The organism is Chitinophaga solisilvae (assembly GCF_009928525.1).
GTDB lineage: Bacteria > Bacteroidota > Bacteroidia > Chitinophagales > Chitinophagaceae > Chitinophaga > Chitinophaga solisilvae.
Genome location: NZ_JAABOK010000011.1, coordinates 114,526 through 132,782 on the forward strand (window position 1 = coordinate 114,526; position 18,257 = coordinate 132,782).

An 18,257-nucleotide genomic window follows, 5' to 3' on the forward strand; every position below is an offset into this window, starting at 1 on the left:
TTATGAATTTTAAAAGGACCAACAACATCGTTGGCTGGGTGATCTGCATCATAGCCTGCTTTGTTTACATCATGACTATGGAGGCTACGGGCAGTTTATGGGACTGCGGCGAGTTTATTTCAAGTGCTTATAAAGTACAGGTCCCCCACCCTCCCGGAGCACCATTGTTCGTTTTGCTCGGAAGACTCTTCAGCATGTTCCTGTCACCATCTCAGGCTGCATTGGGCGTAAATACCATGACCGCCCTGGCCAGTGGTTTCACCATCCTGTTCCTCTTCTGGACAATTACGCACTTTGCCCGTCGTCTGATGGTAAAAGCCGGTGAAGAGATCTCCCGTGAAAAAATGATCGCTATTATGGGCGCAGGCGCCGTGGGTGCACTGGCCTATACCTTTTCTGATTCATTCTGGTTCTCTGCTGTGGAAGGTGAAGTATATGGCATGTCTTCCTTCTTCACCGCTATCGTATTCTGGGCCATCCTCAAATGGGAACATGAAGCGGATGAACCCTACGCCGACCGCTGGATTGTACTGATCGCCTACCTGCTCGGTCTCTCCATCGGCGTGCACCTGCTCAACCTCCTTACCATCCCGGCCATGGTAATGGTGTACTACTTCCGCCGCTTCAAAGTTACCGGCTGGGGCACCTTCTGGGCTTTCCTCATCGGCTGCGCCCTCACCGGCATGATCCAGAAATATCTTATCCAGGACACCGTTAAAGCATCCGGCTATATGGACGTGCTTTTCGTGAATAACCTCGGCATGGGCTATTTCTCCGGATTTATCTTCTATTTCGCTGCTATCATCGCGATACTGGTCCTCGGCTACAGAAAACCCAAACTGGGTTTATACGCGCCGCTGATCGTCATCGCGTCCGTTATACTCGTTCCCGCCTACAATGACGCCAGCGGCGGTACCGTATTCGTGAAAATACTGCTGGCCGGCTTCTTCCTGCTCATCCCCACCATCCTGAAAACACTGGGGGTCAAGCTCAATCCGGGAAAAACGCTGCACTTCAGCAGACTCACCATCCTCTTTGTACTCTTCACCCTCCTGGGATACTCTACCTACATCACTACCATGGTACGCTCCACTGCCAACCCATCTGTAGATATGTACAACGTAGATAACCCGATCTCCCTGGTAGGGTACCTCGGCCGTGAACAATACGGTGACTTCCCGCTGGTTTATGGTCAGGTTTTCACTGCCCGCCCGGAAAAATATAATGAAGGCGGCAACATCTACGCCCGCGGAGCCAAAAAATACGAAGTGGCCGGTAAAAAAATGGAACCCGTTTACGCCAAAGAAGACATGATGCTCTTCCCCCGCGTCTGGGATGCCAGCAACGACCAGGGCCACGCCGATTTCTACCGCACCTGGCTGGGCCTCGAACAAAACGAAAAACCTTCTTTCGGTGATAATATCAAGTTCTTCCTCCAATATCAGATGAACTTCATGTACTTCCGCTACTTCATGTGGAACTTCGCCGGTAAACAAAACGATACGCAAGGCTACGGCAACGTACGCGACGGTAACTGGATCTCCGGTATCCCGTTCATTGATAACTTCATCTACGGTGACCAGAGCATGATGCCCGACAGTCTGAAAGATAACAAGGCGCACAACCGCCTGTTCTTCCTGCCGTTCATCCTCGGTATCATCGGTTTCTTCTTCCAGTATAATCATCACCGGAAAGATACCCTCATCGTATCACTGCTCTTCTTCTTCACCGGTATCGCCATCGTACTGTACCTGAACCAACCCGGTAACCAGCCGCGTGAACGTGACTACGCCTACGTAGGCTCCTTCTATGCATTCGCTATCTGGATCGGTCTTGGCGTACTTGGCGTCTATAACTTCCTGCTGAAGAAAACGAAAAGCGCCCTCTCCCCTGTGCTGGCTACCGCACTCTGCCTCCTGGCTGTACCGGTACTCATGGCCGCTCAGGAATGGGATGACCACAACCGCTCTACCAAAACCATCGCCAGAGATATCGCAAAAGATTACCTGGAATCCTGCCAGCCGAACGCAATCCTGTTCACCGTTGGCGATAACGATACCTATCCTCTCTGGTATGCCCAGGAAGTGGAAGGTATCCGTCCGGATATACGCGTTATCAACCTCAGCCTCCTCGGTGTTGACTGGTACATCGATCAGCAACGCAGAATGGTGAACCAGAGCCCGGGCGTACCCATGAGCTGGACCGCCGACAAATACCAGGGCGAAAACCGCAACTTCATCCGCTTCTTCGATCCGGGTAACATCCCTGCTGATAAATACTTCAACCTGAAAGACATCATGGATTTCATGGGCAGCGATGATCCGAACAATAAAGTAAATACACAGGACGGCGGTTCCGAAAACTTCCTCCCTACCCGTCAGCTCTTCATCCCCGTTAATAAGGACGAAGTAGTTAAATACGGTGTGGTAGGCGCCAAAGACAGCGCCCGCATTTTACCACAGGTACCGATCAAAATATCTAAAAGCTACCTGCTGAAAAATGACCTCGCCGTGTATGACATCATTGCCACCAATAACTGGAAAAGACCTATCTACTTTACCAGCCCTACTGACCTCGGCCTGAATGATTACCTGCAGACCGACGGTCTGGCTTACCACCTGGTGCCACTGCCTAAACCAACAGCTACCGATCCGCTCAACATGGATATCAACGCCAATGTAGGGGTGATGTACGATAACCTGATGACTAAATTCGCCTTCGGTGGCGCCCAGACGGCAGGCACCTACTTCGATGAGCCTAACAGGAAAATGTTGCTCTACCTGCGCCAGGCATTCACCAGACTGAGCGTAGCCATGACACAGGGCGGAACGTCCAAAGACAGCGCCCTCCGCGTACTCCAGCACATGGACCAGAATATCAAAGAAGTGAACTTCCCTTATGCTATGACCACTCCGGGCAATATGCATAACTACACTTCCCTGCAAACAGTTTACGCTTACTACCTGGCCGGCGACACTAAAAAAGGTGATGAGCTGAGCGACAAAATCATCCGTGATTGCGAACAACAGCTCCGCTACTACAAATCACTCCCGGCCAGCCGCCTCACCTCCGACCTCCAACGCGACGGTCAGACCGCCGAACAGTTCATTGCCTGGTTACAGCACATGAAAACAGATTTCGGCTCAGGCGCTACCAACCGCAACAAGGAAGGACTGCAGCAAGTAAGTACGGATTCGATGCCTGCAGAAACAGACTCGGGTAAAAAATAATTATGAATTATGAATTATGAATTATGAGTTATAAGGAGAAGACCAGAGCGGATATGCTCTGGTCTTCTCTTTTTATCAAACATTATTAAAGTATCATAAAAGAAAAGACCAGAGCATATCCGCTCTGGTCTTCTCCTTATAACTCATAATTCATAATTCTTAATTCATAATTCCCTCAATATTTAACCTCCGTCCCTTCTCCCAACTCCGAATAAATGCCGCCTTTGAATACCGCCTGAATCTTGTATTGATAAATGTTGTTGATAAGCAGCGCGTCGTCCGTGAAAGTTTGCTGGGTGGCTGGAATAGTGCGGTATATCAGCAATGGCTCTCCCTTTTTAGCTTTATAGACGATATACCGGCTGACTTCCTGCTGATCGTACTTCCAGGAGAGGCGGACAGTGTGGTTGGTACGGTCTACCTCCGTATTAATATGACGGATGGCCTTACGAATACCGGGTTCAAACCAGATATCGCCGGATTGGACGTTACTGCTGTTACCTGAGCCATCGGCCACTTCCAGCAGATAACGGTAGGACACGCCGGGAGCCAGCAATGAATCACGCCAGGAGGAGATGTGCAGGCTATCCTTTTCCAGTAAAAGTACGAGAGCACGAGGCTTGCCGGCAGACAACCGGTAAAGCCTGTACGAAATTACGTCCCGGCTATGGCTGGGCTCCCAGCTCAGCCGGATAGCGCCGGCATCCTGCCTCGCTACTGTGAATAGCGGCTTTGCCGGCGGCACCTTATCCGGGCGCTTCAGCGCCAGCAGCACACTGTAGGGAGAAGCGTTAAAAGCCTTATCCAACGCAATGACGGTATAGTAAACGGAATCTGTCAGGGTACGCACATTAATGGTATCAGCAAAGGCAGGCAGCTTTAGAATGTCGCGGGTGACTTCCGCTATCTCTTCACTTCTGCTGTTGGCGCGGAAAACCCTGTATCCGAAAATATCCGCATCAGCATTGGGTTTCCAGCGTAACTGCACCAGACCGTTGCTGTCGATGGCAGCTGCAAGCCCCGCAGGTATTCCCGGCGGCGTTATATCTGCCAGCTGCGCCATAGCAGGAAAGGATAATACATAGCCGCTGCTGTCCGATTCCGCTCTCACCGTATAATAATTGACCACTTCGGGATGTGCATCTTCATATACCCCTGCAGCAGCGGCAGGCAGCGTAGCTACCTCCTTATACGCTCCGTCGGCTGCGCCGGACCTGCTGATGACAACCTGTCGGATCAGCGGAGCGGCCTTTCCCTCCATAGACCATACCAGCCTTACTTTCTTATTATCTACTACTACTGCGCTGTCCACCGCCACGATCAGCTGCAGGTCCGCCAGGCTCTTTACCGCGATAACATCGGACTCCGGACCGGCTTCCCCGAACGGACTGATTCCCCTGATCCGGTAGTAATAACGCCTGTTATTCTCTTTTACGGAGTCCGTAAAGAAGTAGCGGTCTGTCCGCTCATTTTTCTCGTTGGCATTTACATATGGCAGGTTGCTGGTAGGCACAAAGTGCTTATTATCTGCTGAACGTTCTACGATGTATGCAGAATAAATACCGGCAGTAAGGTCCCGCGGCCAGGAGAGACGGATGGTCTTATCCGCGCCTTCTCCCTTGATACCGCCTATTTTAGGCAGCAGCAGTGTTTCATCTGTATTAATGACTTCAATACCGGGTTTTACAGTAATGCCTCTGGGCGTCTGCGCCGGATATATTTTGTAGAGATAAGATTCGCCGGGAATGATTTTCTTATCGGTGAACATCAGCGCAGCAGCTTTGGCTGCAGCAGGAGAAAGATCACAGGCGAAGAGGGCGAATCCGAAGCGGTTTTCCATTTCCCGGTTCTTCGCGATGATGGCTGCCGGCCCCGCTCCGCCGGCTTTGGCGGTATTATTATAAATGGCCGCCATGACGATGCCTACTTTATCATCTTTATCCGCCAGCTTATCCATGTCCTTTTCTGACAGCGGCTTCAATGGCTGCGGCGTGAGTATCTCCCGGATAGTATCCGCAGCGCCGGCGCGCCGCGTATCTTTAAACAAGCGGGTACGCTCTACCATGTAGCCGTATTTGTTTCCCAGGTCCCATACCTGCGGAGTGGCGGGCGCCCAGCGGATTACTATGGAATCCTTTCTGCCATTGGCCATCACCCGGATATCGCTGTCGGCCTGCTGCGCCATGGCCGTGGCGGCACATGCAAGCATTAATCCGATAGCTGCTCCTGTTTTCTTACTCATCTCCATCTCCTGAACTGTTAAAGTGTTAACGTAAAATCTTTGGATGTAGTTACTTTATTGATACCGGGCAGCGTATATTTCAACCTGACGCGGTAATTGCCTGCACGCAGCGCCGGTACGCCCTTGGCGTAAAAGATCTGCTGCACGCCGGGCGACAACGTATAACCCTGACCGTTACCCAGCCTGGTTTCATATTTCGCCGCTATTTTCTGCCGCAGATCAAAGAAGTCAGCGTTGGCATAGAAAGATACCTTATACTGTACCAGCAGCCGGTCCGTACGTTTGGCGGCAAACCCGGCCCTGATTTCATTGTCATTCAGATACTGTCCTTCCCAGGCATCTTTATTATCAACGGTAATACCATTCAGCGGCGGCAGTTGCAGTTCCTTGTTAGCGCCGCTGCGATCCAGCGTCAGACCGGATTCCAGCGGATAATGCTGATACAGCAGCGGATACACTTCATTACTGAACCAGGGGTTGTCTGGCAGCGCTTCTGCGGCCACCAGTTTTTTCACCGTACCTTCTATGTTACCTGCTGTCTCAAACCTGTCCAACGCCTCCATGGGAGCGGATTCTCCGCCAAGAATTCCCGTATAGCCGATGGCGATATCGAAAAGACTGCGCAGCTGCCCGATGGAAGTGAGTTTTTCGGCAAACGTGTTGTACATACTGGTACGGAAGAACTGTGATAATACTTCTTTCTCCGCTGATGCGGCTACCGTACCGGTCAGGGTATTTCTTCTGACAGAAATATCGGCGCCGTCATCGCTCAGCTGCGTGGTCTGTTGTTCCCGTTTCAGATTAGCGTCATTGCTGCCGCCCTCCGGCGTTCTCATCAGCGCCAGCTGATAGATGGATTCGTTCTTCAGCTTCTCCGGTATCTGGAAACTGACGGTAGTATTAGCTTCATCATACGCGAAAGGTACTTCCAGCGGCTGTTTGTCCGGCCCGATGAAACGCGCGGCAAATTTCAGCTTCATGCCATCATCTGTTTTCCGGAACACTTTCGGCTGTCCGTAGTTCAGTTTAATATAGCCGTTGCCGTATTCGTTTTTGTAGAAGTTATACTGCCTGTCTAACGGATAGCTATATACGATATTCTCCGCCGGAATGCTGTCCGGCTCAGGCCCTGTCTTAAACACCGCTTCCTTCACCTCTATATTTCCGCCGCCGGAAAGCCTTTCCCATGCGGTATTAGGCGTACGTTTCTCCCAATGCACCTTTACGGTTACTTTCAGGTCGGAGAACTCCGGCAGTACATCCGGCGTTTTTAGCATGGCAACATCCAGTCCTTCATTCCAGGAGATAGCGCCTGGTATGGACTGCCCGTTCCTGGTCAGTAAAAACTCGTCCAGCATGATGCGGTAGAATTCGGGCTTCTCTGCATTTTCCGTCAGCACAATTTCTTTGTTGACGGGCAGATTAAAGGCTACCTGCGGAGAAGAGAACACATTGACTTCCTGTCCGCCGTTATCCGGCTGAATGGCACTGATGGCTTCTATATCCCCCATTTCTTTGGTGCCTACCAGCTGGCATTGCTGCCCTACGTCAAACTGAAAATGCATCTTTCCTTTGATAAGCCCGCCCAGCAGTTTATACCTGGCTGCAATGGTGCCTCTGAACCAGCTCGGGTTGGGCAGGTTAGCCTGCAGCAGTGCTGCTGCACCCAGACTGAGAATATCAAAACGGCGGCTCCTGATTTTAATACCTACCCGGCCGTAGAGGAAGGCATAAGCGTCGCCCATGGCGTACCAGCCATCCATTCCTATAGGCCCGTTGCTACCTTCGCAATGAGCATCCTTCATATTCAGCAGCATCATGTTGGTACCGGCGCCTACACCGAAGGCGTAATAAAATATCAGCGGTTCACCTTTAGTGCTGGCCTCCAGGCTAAGCCCGAAGCCTATTCCCGCGCCGCGTACCATGATGGTACCGTTGCGCCGGAAATCCGTCGGTTGTATCTGTCCCAGTATTTCCCTGACTGCCTCCGGCGGGTCAGGAATCATATCTGTCAGTTTATTACCGGCGATGAAGTAAGTCTGTGCTTTAACAATATTCAGCACGCTGACACCCAGCGGCTGGGAAGGCGTGCCTACCTTAACATACCACTGATCAGGCGAAAACAGCATAGCCATTGTACCGATACGCCCATCCGGCCCCGTACCTTTCAGTACGCCGGCCAGGTTCATGTAAACTGTCAGACTGGAATAAAATGTATTGATATCTCGTTGATAGCTCATCTTGAAATTGCAGGTCACCGGTGCGCCGCCACGTTGTCCGTTAGCGCCTACCTTGTATTTAGCCACATCGGAGAAGAGATACCCGTATCCGTCGAAGTTGATGGAATTGATACCTCCGCCATGTTCCCGGCTGTTGAATACAAATTCCAGCATAACATCTGCTGTGATGAGTTTCTTGCTGACAGCCACCAGTGTTACGCCGGCGAGGAAGCCCATACCTACTTTTTCATCCGGCACATATTTCAGGTCATCGATACGTTCCTGCGGATTAACATCCACTGCCACGTCGCCGTTATTATCGAAAACAATACGGTCAGGGCGTTTCATATGGTAGGAAACACCTCCCAGTATACCTTGTATGTTCACCACGCCGCATACGGGAATGAGGATAGGCAGGTTAGCATCCGCATGCCAGTAGCGGTAGGTATCCTTTGTACCGAAGTAAGCCTGTACCTTGATTTTTTTGGTGATGACAGCGCTCATCTGCAACTGCAGCGAGCCGTGAATGCCATTGCCGTAAACAGGATCATCGCGGTAGATACCTAGAGTACCGTTCAGGGAGAAGGGACCAATGTTGGTAGCCAGACTGATATCTCCGAACCTTACTCCGTCCAGCTTCCAGGATTGCTTTTTAAACTGTGCGCCTTCGTAGGTTTCTTCCACTTTAGCGCTGACAAATACTTTGGCGTCTGCACTGAATCCTTTGTCTTCCTTACCCATGAGGTTAAGCCAGACATGCATACCCAGCGTAGCTTTCCCTTCGTAGATCCCCAGCGAGATTTCGTTGATGCTGAGCGGGAATCCGGAAGCGGTGTTCTGCTCTTCTGTATTAACAGCAAAATATCCTTTGTGCAGATAGGGTTTGGCAGTACTCAGCGTCAGATCCTGGAATTCGATGTTTTTCACTTTCAGCACATTCTGTGAGATCGTGAGTTTACCATGCAGAATGGCAGAGGGTATCAGCTTACCGTTTGATTTCTCCAGTTGTATTGTACTTCCTTTAGCCAGCAGCAGCGTACCGCCGAAGGGAGTCTGGTATTCCTTGTCGGTATTGGTAGCGAGGGCAAAGAGATAATCCGTTTCATCTCCGTTCTGCGACATACGCGCACTATATGCCAGCGAGTCGCTGCCGAGGAAGGGCACGCGGATATCTCCGTTGAAACCGCCGCCTACCAGGCGGTTGCGCAGGAGCTGTACTTCAATATGATTGATGGAAAAGGACCAGCCGTCGGCACTGCCCATATTCATATCAAAGAGGTTATCTCCGGCAAACAGCCCGCTGACGCCGGCATCGTCAATCAGCACATTAGCGGCCTTTATGGTGGCGGGTCCGTTGCGGGTACCCAGTTCCGGTGGCAGGAATACCATCAGCTCCTGCAGATAGAATCCGCGCCAGAGGCGTACATCACCTCCGAAGGCAGCATTGTAGTCCCTTGGAAAAGTGAAGGCATCCGGATTTTTAAGATCGCTCATATCCACTACCGCGTGCTTCACTTCGAAGGAGAGGTCCTTCAGGTTGGTCATTCTGAATGGCGTGATATTGACATCAACGAGGAAGTTGTGCAGGTCCGTCAGATTGACTGCAAAGGAGGCGGTGACATTACCCACGCCGTTGAGCGGCTGCAGCATATCTTTCGAAAACACAAAATTACCCTTCAGGTTAACGGATTTAAAACCGTTACAATCCCACTCCAGGTAGTTGCTCCCATCCGCGGGTATATCCAGCGATACCATATCGCTGACGGGTATATGAAAATCGGTCAGCAGTTCCAGACGGGTGCTCACAGAAGCCGCAATACCACCGGGATGAAACTTGATATCCTTCCCGGCAAATACCAGTTGCTTTTCAGTTCCCGGAATAGTGACGGAAGCGTACGCAGAGAAAAAGCCACCCTGCGGGGTTACACGGGCAGAGTCAATAACGATGATGTACTGGTTGCCACTGATTTCACGCACAATACCAACGGGCAGATCCTGGATATCTTCATTGGCAATGCTGCCTTTGATACGGTTTTCGTCCTTGACTGTTTTAATAACCGAGAGGGCTCGCTGCACTTTCATATCCATGGGAGTGGCGTATTCTCCCTGGTTCTGGGCAAGCGCGGCCTGCATCATACCGGCTGCCATGAGGAAGCACAGGTACCATTTCAGGTAACGGCCGAAATGCCGGGATAAGATTTGCATAGGCAGGTATAGGATTAGGGTAATTTTATGCTGATGATACCACCGGGATATATGCCGGTGTATCTGTTTATGCTGCGGTTACAGTTCAAATTCATACAGGGTGCCGGCATAGTCCAGGAGGTAGATCCTGTTATCCAGCCGGATCAGGTTTGTTTTTCCGTAAGGAATCATTTCATCTGTGCGGATTATATCCTTCAGCTCAAAAGTGCTACGGTCCAGTACCGCTACCATGGCTTCGCTGGTGCCCTGCAGCAGGATATAGTCGTCATAGATCATCATTTCGTTGGAAGGATAGAATTTATACTGTTTATCCAGGTATTCCAGCGAAGTGGTGCGCAGTGTTTCACCGGTGCGGGCGTCTGTTTCTTCCAGGTGATGAAACAGGGAATAGATATTGTTTTCATAGCGGGTGAATTTCCCGCCGGCTTCCTGTTTCCGCCATACCGGCTGCCCGTCATCCAGGCGCAGGGCAATCATCTCCGCGCTGTCGGTTGCAATAAACAGCAGGTCCGCATAACTGTCAATGCCTTTTCCAGGTTTGAAAATGCCCGTTACGTGCAGGTTCTCCGGCGTATGTTCCCAGCGGGGCAGCTCGTTTTCATCATAACAGTTCAGGGTTCTGCCGGAAAAGAAAAACAAGCCGCCCGGTAATGCCCGGTTATAGAATCTTTTGCTGGTACCCTGCGGCTGCAGTTCGGGGGAAAGCCACCAGGATTCGTGCCTGTTCATACCTTTGGCAGCAGTGGCCAGCATACGGTTATCTGCCGGTAAAACCGCCGCCAGTCCGACAGTACACCCGGGTACGCTGAACTCCTGTGAAGCGCCCAGTTTTCTCAGTATGGTATCATCAATGGTCTGGTAATAGATACCGTTGAGCATGCTCCTCACGGCAATGACAGGTGCTTCCAGCACCATGCTGAACCCGGAACCGTCCAGCGTTTGCAGCTGGTCATTTACGGTAACGTATAACCGTTGTTCATGGGTGAAGATGGAAGTAATATGCTGCCATTTATTGCTCAGATTCATAGTAATGTCGTTATCTGGTGAAATTAGAATTAAAAATTAAATTATACCAGTCATTATCCGCTTTCAGGAACTGTTCAAAGGTATCCTTATTGGTGATCTGGTAAGTCATGCCGCGTTCTTCAATAAAGTCGCTGAACATACCTCTGATCCTGGCATCCTCCAGCAGCCCGCCGCGTTTCCAGGCGGCAATCACTTCTGCCTTATCTATTTTATTACTCACCTGTGAGTATATACGCAGATCGCCTATGCTGGCCAGTTCATAAAAATATCTTCTGCACTGGGTATTGAAGTTTTTGGTGATACCTTCTCCGGTTTTGATTTCAAAGATGATTTTTTTGGAACCGTTGTTTACGCGTATCAGCACATCCGGCACAGCATTTTCCACTCCTGCCATGGCCGTGAGTTTTGTTTCAAAGATCACTTTATCTGCCTGGCTGATCAGTGCAGCGTTTTCATTGATTTTCTTCAGGATCACATAGGAATGCAACGGATCAAATGATGCAGGATCAGGAGCAGTAAGACCACGGTTATTACCGCTTCTGATCACTTCGCTGAATTTCTCTACCTGTCCCTCCCCTTTAGGCAGGTTGTTCACGGCTTTATTCAGTTCTTCCAGTGCGTCAACGTAAGAGTGGTCGATAGAACCTCTCAGGTTAACGAGCATATCATCTGTTATGCCGAAGTGTGTCAGGTTTTCGCTGTTACGGCGCACCTCCATCAGCTTCTCTACATTTCCTATTTCTTTTTTCAGGTTATTCCTGCCGGCATTATGCAATCCTCTCCAGGCTTCCAGCAGTTCGTCCTCTGTATCAAACCGGTGCAGGAGATTAATATCACCGCCGAAACATTTTTCAAAGGCAGCGTATTCTGTACGATTCAGTTTACCGGTAAGTCTTCCCAGGATCGTAGGAATATCGTCTGCGATGCCTTTGGCAAGAGCTTCTTCGAAATGTTCAATAATTTCCTTCTCTGTGGCCGTCTTTCCACCGGCGCCTATCCAGCGCTTATTCTCCGCAACCGCCCAGATCTCCATCACAGCTCCATCAGCTCCGTTGGGCACAACAACGCCGTATACTACTTTTCCATCTTCTGAGATCTTCGCAAAAATGCTTGCGTATAATTCATGCGGAATCAGGTATTCAGCGCCATTTGATTTCAGGAGGTTCTCAATGGTTTCTTTTGCAATATTCAGTTCTGGTTTTATAACCAGGGAGATCAGCTTTCTATCGATCAGTTTCCAGGCTGAAGACATTTCCAATCTTAATCCGGTTACCATCAGGCGGCTTCCTTCCACTAACGGGGAAGCAACAAAGGGCAGTACCATACAGGCACTGTAAACGCGCGCCTGCTCCCATTTTCCGCGGCTGGCAAAATAAACGGTACCGATACCGTCCGTAATCCAGTCCATGCCAATGAAGCTCAACGGCACGCCTGTTACGATCAGCCCTATGTCCACTATTTTATCTACAACACTTTCACATTCGCCACTCCATTCAAATTTGCAACCATCAATTTCCTTAGTCAGATCCTTTTCAGTAATATACCCCCCGTTGCCACTCACATTGGTCGTGATAAAAACCAGCGTCTTAAATTGCCAGTTACCCATCTCTTTACCTACCATTCTGGCATAACTATTACTCTCTGTCAGCACATAACGTTCCTTCAGACGCAGTATTCTGTTTACGCCTCTGGGTTTGCCGATAGCGCCATTAGTTCTTGCATACAGGAAGAAACTGGATTCAATTACATTCCCCGGTTCTTCCCTGGGCAGCCATACGCCGGGTGATCTATAAATTGTTCCTTCTCTCCACAGGCGGTTATTGCTTTTGGGGACTTCTGATATGTAATATTCTACTACGTACTTCTTTTTGGGAATATGCTTGTAGGCATTAATAATATTTACTGCCAGGTCATTAATACTCCTTGTGTGGTCAAATGCCGGATCAATATCTTCCTTCATCTTCGACGCCTCTCTGACACCGCTTCCCATGGCAACTCCGACACGATAGGCTTTGAGTTCTTTTATATCCCTTCCGGTATAGTAGGTGACCAGCACCAGTATACCTCTGTCTTTATCTATCTTACTATTATTGAATACTTCCTGTGCAAAATCATTTACCTGTTTCTGATCATAAGGGCAGGTTACCGGAAGGAAGTGTATATAAAACTGGTATCCCTTTACGATTTCCAGGTAAGCCATCTTATCGTTGATATCAGCCATCAGCGAGTTCTGGAAAACAGGTCCGATATCATAGGCTGAAGCAGCAGTAATATACTGTAGCCCATCCAGGTTAGCTTTCAGCGGATCGTCACCAAACCTGTTCCTGGTTTTATTTATCCTGATGGCTTCATTCAGGTTCAGTACCACCTTCTCTCCCAGATTGGTAGTACCGTCGGCCCCGCTCACAGCAAGGGTATGCTGCAGGTAATAGGGATTACCGTCACATTTTTCTGTCTTGATATTGGTGAGGTTGCGGATCATGTCCGCTACCTCCTTCTTCAGGCTTTCAGCTATATAATCGTGGATACCGGCAACAGACAAACGTTTTCCGTTATCAATAAAATCACCACCATAGGACAATGCTCTTTCAAGCCCTTTCAGCTCTGCCTCCTGCCAGTTATCCTTGTCCAGCATATAGGATGACACCTTGCGGAACAACAGGGTATCCTGGTCCGGAGACATATAGCCCAGGCGGGTGTAATAAACATATGCGAGAGACCTTTTACCAATTGTAAAATCCTTCCACTTAAATACTGCATTATAGATAGCGCCGTAGATATCTTTTTCCTTCTCTTCCAGCGACCGGTCTGTATTATCGCCTATCAGCTCAATTTTCTCAAAACTTTCATCTCCCACCCGCTCGTCCAGCTGCCGGGGAACTTTAAGACTCCAGTCTGCCAGCAGAAAAGTATACATACTGATGTCAGGCTTCCCTGCTGTCTTCTCATTATAATTAATCAGATCTTTGTTGATACCCGCCCATTGTTCATCTGTCAGCAGCTTTTGGGTACCGATCTGTTTCAGGTAAGTTGCTTCTTCTACCCTCACCGATCCGTTCCGGTCTATTACAATCGGGATAATATAATTTTTAAGATTATCCTCCCCGGTACGCTCATAGTGTTGATTCAGTGCCTCCTGCTTTACAAATGCATCGCGGATTTCAGCGGCCAGCCCTGCATCATCTGTCTGTTGCTGTCTTGCAGCCAGTGGCTGCAACACCATCATAGACAATAGCAGTAAACAGCATACACGGTATATACGGTACATCTTTTTCATTACTTGTATATGTATTTAGTCACAATGCCTTCAATGTGAAGGATGATGAGCGGCTTCAGCCTGGAAATAATAGTATCGTCGCCTTCCTGACGCTGTCTGGCTGACCTGATCCACTGCGTAACCGGCTGCCCTTCAGGTTTAAGTTCCAGTGCCAGCATTCTGATGACTTCTTTTGTATTACGTTCGCTTGTAATCATACGGGTAACTATGGCCGTATTGTATTTATATTCGCTCCGCTTGTATTCCAGGTTGGCAGCTGCATCTTCCGTTTTACCGCTGATACCGGCGCTGCTGGCGCTGATAGTTGCACGTGATACAATAATGAAGTGCATACGCGCTGCATCCTTGTTTTCCGGCTTCGCCAGCAATTGGTCCAGTTTACTTTCGCCTGCTTTCATCTCCGCTTTCAGCGACGCAATATGCTCCGCCGTCATCTCCCGGTTCAAGGCGGCCAGCGCTTTCTTCAGCAGGTCTTCCACCTCCTTATCCACTATGGTGTTCATACCCGGATACAATCCGCCACCGGTCACCTTCTCTACAGTGCCATCCTTTTTCACTACCCATTGATCCTTTCCTTTGCCCTGTACCAGCAGGTCTTTATCGCCTTCTTCAGGTTTTATCTTTCTGCGTTCCACTTTACCACCGTCATGCGTGATGATGATTTCCTGTGTGACCTTATCATAGGCAACTCCTTCTATGTCGTAATCCTTGAAGGAAAGTGTGAAGGCAAAGAGTTCGAGGTCTTTGTATTTCTCCCGGTTGGCTTTCTGCTGTCGTTCAACTGTTCTCTCCTTTTGCTGTTCCAGCTGTTCTTCGATATACTGTTTCAGTGGCTTGGAGAGTGCTATCACTTCTCCCCGGTATAATACCCTGTTTTCATTCACCTCCACATTATCAAAGCGCACATTCAGGTTCATCCCGATATAGGGTACCGTGATACTGCCCTTACCGGAGAAGGTACCATTACCGCCGTTTACTTCGTTAATCTGCATATCAAACTGGCCTACCTTCCAGATCATGCCGGGAATGGCGGCGTCCAGCGGCCGCAGCTGTTCATAGCGCAGATAGGGTAATTCGTCGCCACAGGCAAACACACGGGGCTTATCTGTCCTGAATACAGCGATGTCCGAAAAGGCTCCATAGCGACCGTCTTTAATCCCCTGTAATCTTGTTTCATAACTTACATCCGGTTCGAGGTCAAATGCCTTGGCATCTGTGCCGGTCACTATCTTTTCAAACCACTCCCATCCTCTTCCGGCTTTTTTGTATTGCAGCCTGTAGCTGTCGAAACCGGCGTCGAAGGGCGGCGTCCACCACATGCGGCCGGCTCTTTCTCCTGCGGCAGCAGCGCGGAAGTCTGTAATAGCAGGCAGCGGCCGTTCTCCGGGCTTCAGCTGTCCGTATACAAAAGAGATTACCTGGCTGAAACCATTATTCTGGAAAGCATCCTTACCGGATTTATCTACTGCCTGTATCCGCACTGCGTATTGCATTCCTTCTGTGAGCGGCGGTTCGGCCATGCCGTAAATAAGGTTCTTCTGCGAAGTGGAGGTGGTATAGATGGGTTTAATACTTTGTACGAGGAAGTTAGGGTCTACCTTGTTCTGATTTTCGTACAGGCTGAACCGGTACTCAATATCAGACATGCCCCCAATGCCCGGCGGCACTACATTCCGGGTGATCCAGCTGAAGTTTACCAGCTGTGGCTGCAAGGCCAGCACATTACTTTTATCTGCCGGAAGAATAATAAACGGCGGTTCATGTTTATACAGAAAATAAAAGCTGCAACCGGTATTACTCAGCTGCACATCTTTCCGGTTATAGTCAAAGGCGGTGAAACAGATCTGGTAGCTACCTTCCGGCAGCGCTTTATTCCGTTCATACTGCTCGCGGCTGTAGCCGGAGAAATCTATATTCCTGCTGTCGAGATACGGCGCCAGGTCTGCACCGGATACCACTACCGGCGTACCTGGGTAAATGCTGACCGGAGCCGGATTATACAACGGTGATGAACGCATGATTTCCTTGCCGTTCAGCGAGATGCTCATCCGCAGGCGCACCTGGTATACAGGCTGGGTAAGATCGCGCAGGATAAGAATCACCCGTAGTTTCTCATTACCCGGCGAGGCATAATCGGGCAGGTAAACAGAATAGGGCGGTGACAGCTGAGTGGCTGCATTGACTGCGAACACCTGCGCTGAAACCTTTGACAGATGCAGCATACAGCTGATGCCTAACAAGACCGGTATCAGGTAGCGCCGGAAACGTGATGGTTGAATATTTTTTTGCTGCCGCATTATTTCTTTCCTTAGAATGATAATGTATAGTTCATGGTGGTAGTCAACTCCGAAAATCCTGCAGGCAACTGCAGCGTGCCAAACTGCTTCAGGTAGCTGACACTCATGCCCAGATTATGCCTGCCGGTAATTTTCCGGCTGTCCTTGTCCTTCGGCCTGGGTTTCGGCATATAGCCGATGGAAAGCCGTGTGCTGGATACCTTGCTGGAAACCGTCTGCTCTCCGCTGCTCTTCGTCTGGTTATAGGTTGTCACAAAAGAAGTATTGATGGTTTTATGCCACCAGAGCTTTCCCGCTGTTATTCCGGGCCCCCAGTATATGCTCTTTACGCCGGAAATGCGGGTATCGTAATAGTTGAAAGATGTGCCCAGCGTCAGGTCCAGCGGCGTCAGCATATAATTGTATCCCAGGTTGCCGGTATAGTAATCGGATAATTGTATCTTATCATTCCCGGCGCTGTTATCGCTGGCACGCTGATAGGAAACATTCATCATAATACTGTGGCGGCGCTCCCTGGAGCCGAACAGGTAATTCACCATGCCGGTAACATTATTGTTGACCTGGTAAAAGTTCAGCGTATCATAGGGATTCTGGAAGAAGGGATCATTCAGGGGTCTTGCCCTGGTGTGCGAAGTAAAGTTGGAATAGTTAAGATTGAAATTCCAGCTGTCGGAAGGCACAAAGGTGGCGTTGGCTGATCCGACAAAACGTTTATTGGTATGGGCTTTGGAGCTGTCCAGGTTGTTGGTCTGCATACCAATGTTACCTGCCAGCGACAAACGCCCGTGCATCAGTCTCAGTGTAGGCGCTATCGTTATATTACGCATATCGTTGTTGAAATAATAGGCGCCCAGCGTCTGGTAATCCGGCGCTATCCGTTCATAGCGCAGCTGCAGGGAGTAAAACGCGCCGTTATACCCGATGCCGGCATTGACCGCATCATAATAGCGGGTTCCCGGCGATCCCTTCAGCAGCCCTTTGAACAGGTTGGCTCCGCCGGTAGCAGGCTTGCCGGTATCGGCACGTATATCCTTGTTCAGCATGGATACTGCATATTCTACATCGACAAAAAAGTGACGGAGAAAAGTTTTCTTCCCGGCTATGCTCACCGCCACATTTTCCTGCGGGTACAGCAACGCATCTTTGGGAATGTAAAGCAGGCTGTTTTTATCATCTTTGGCAGCAAAAACGCTGATATCAATACTGCCTCTTTCATCGCCATAGCCGGCTTTTACGCCATACCCCATTCTCCGGAAGGCGGGTTCAGCCTGCTGCTGGCTGTCTGAAACGTTAAACGGCACTTCTTTCTTCAGGCGGCCATACATGGCTGCCAGCCGCCATTTGCCTGGCGTCAGCTCTACTCCCGCTCCCAGGAACATATGTCCTGCCAGCGTATAGTTGGAGAAGGACATAGCCGTATATCCCAGGTACGCCTTCACCCACTTGTATTGCGGAGTGAAACTCAACGTATTGAAAGGCTGCGAAAAGCTGCGCTGCTGGTTACTGTAGCTGAATGAAAACGGTGCATCATAGCCAAACAGACTGATATTCAGATTTCCGTTCACTGACCAGTTGAACGGATCGCGGCGTCCCTTCATCTCTGAAGCGCTGTACAGGATGGTATTGGCGCTGACAGATCCGGATACTTTTACGCCCTTCTTCCAGCCCAGCTGTTCCAGATTCTGCGCGGTGGAGATGTTGGCAAAAGCGCACAACAGGCATATACCGGACCATAACCATTTACTTTTACTTACTGGCATA

Annotated in this window: 7 protein-coding genes; 1 reads left to right on the plus strand and 6 read right to left on the minus strand. The window is 49.8% G+C overall.

Annotated features, from left to right (window positions below; all coding sequences use genetic code 11):
• Window positions 1-2: 2 nt before the first annotated feature.
• Entirely contained in the window at window positions 3-3,230 is a 3,228-nt protein-coding gene (locus tag GWG06_RS21960) for a glycosyltransferase family 117 protein (RefSeq protein ID WP_160716014.1), read from the plus strand.
• Between the two features lie 175 nt (window positions 3,231-3,405).
• On the opposite strand, the gene GWG06_RS21965 is transcribed toward GWG06_RS21960, so the two are convergent.
• The 6 genes from GWG06_RS21965 to GWG06_RS21990 form a co-directional block, all read right to left on the minus strand.
• Window positions 3,406-5,472, minus strand: coding sequence for a hypothetical protein (locus tag GWG06_RS21965; RefSeq protein WP_235938482.1), 2,067 nt, complete (start codon window positions 5,470-5,472; stop codon window positions 3,406-3,408).
• A gap of 17 nt (window positions 5,473-5,489) precedes the next feature.
• Entirely contained in the window at window positions 5,490-9,896 is a 4,407-nt protein-coding gene (locus GWG06_RS21970) for a hypothetical protein (RefSeq protein ID WP_160716018.1), read from the minus strand.
• Between the two features lie 78 nt (window positions 9,897-9,974).
• Window positions 9,975-10,922, minus strand: coding sequence for a PQQ-binding-like beta-propeller repeat protein (locus GWG06_RS21975; RefSeq protein ID WP_160716020.1), 948 nt, complete (start codon window positions 10,920-10,922; stop codon window positions 9,975-9,977).
• Between the two features lie 10 nt (window positions 10,923-10,932).
• Complete coding sequence (locus GWG06_RS21980) at window positions 10,933-14,199, minus strand: hypothetical protein (protein WP_160716022.1); 3,267 nt, start codon at window positions 14,197-14,199, stop codon at window positions 10,933-10,935.
• Window positions 14,199-16,496, minus strand: coding sequence for a fibronectin type III domain-containing protein (locus tag GWG06_RS21985; RefSeq protein WP_160716024.1), 2,298 nt, complete (start codon window positions 16,494-16,496; stop codon window positions 14,199-14,201). The genes GWG06_RS21980 and GWG06_RS21985 overlap by 1 nt, the downstream gene beginning before the upstream one ends.
• A gap of 11 nt (window positions 16,497-16,507) precedes the next feature.
• Entirely contained in the window at window positions 16,508-18,256 is a 1,749-nt protein-coding gene (locus tag GWG06_RS21990; protein WP_160716026.1) for a hypothetical protein, read from the minus strand.
• Window position 18,257 lies beyond the last annotated feature (1 nt).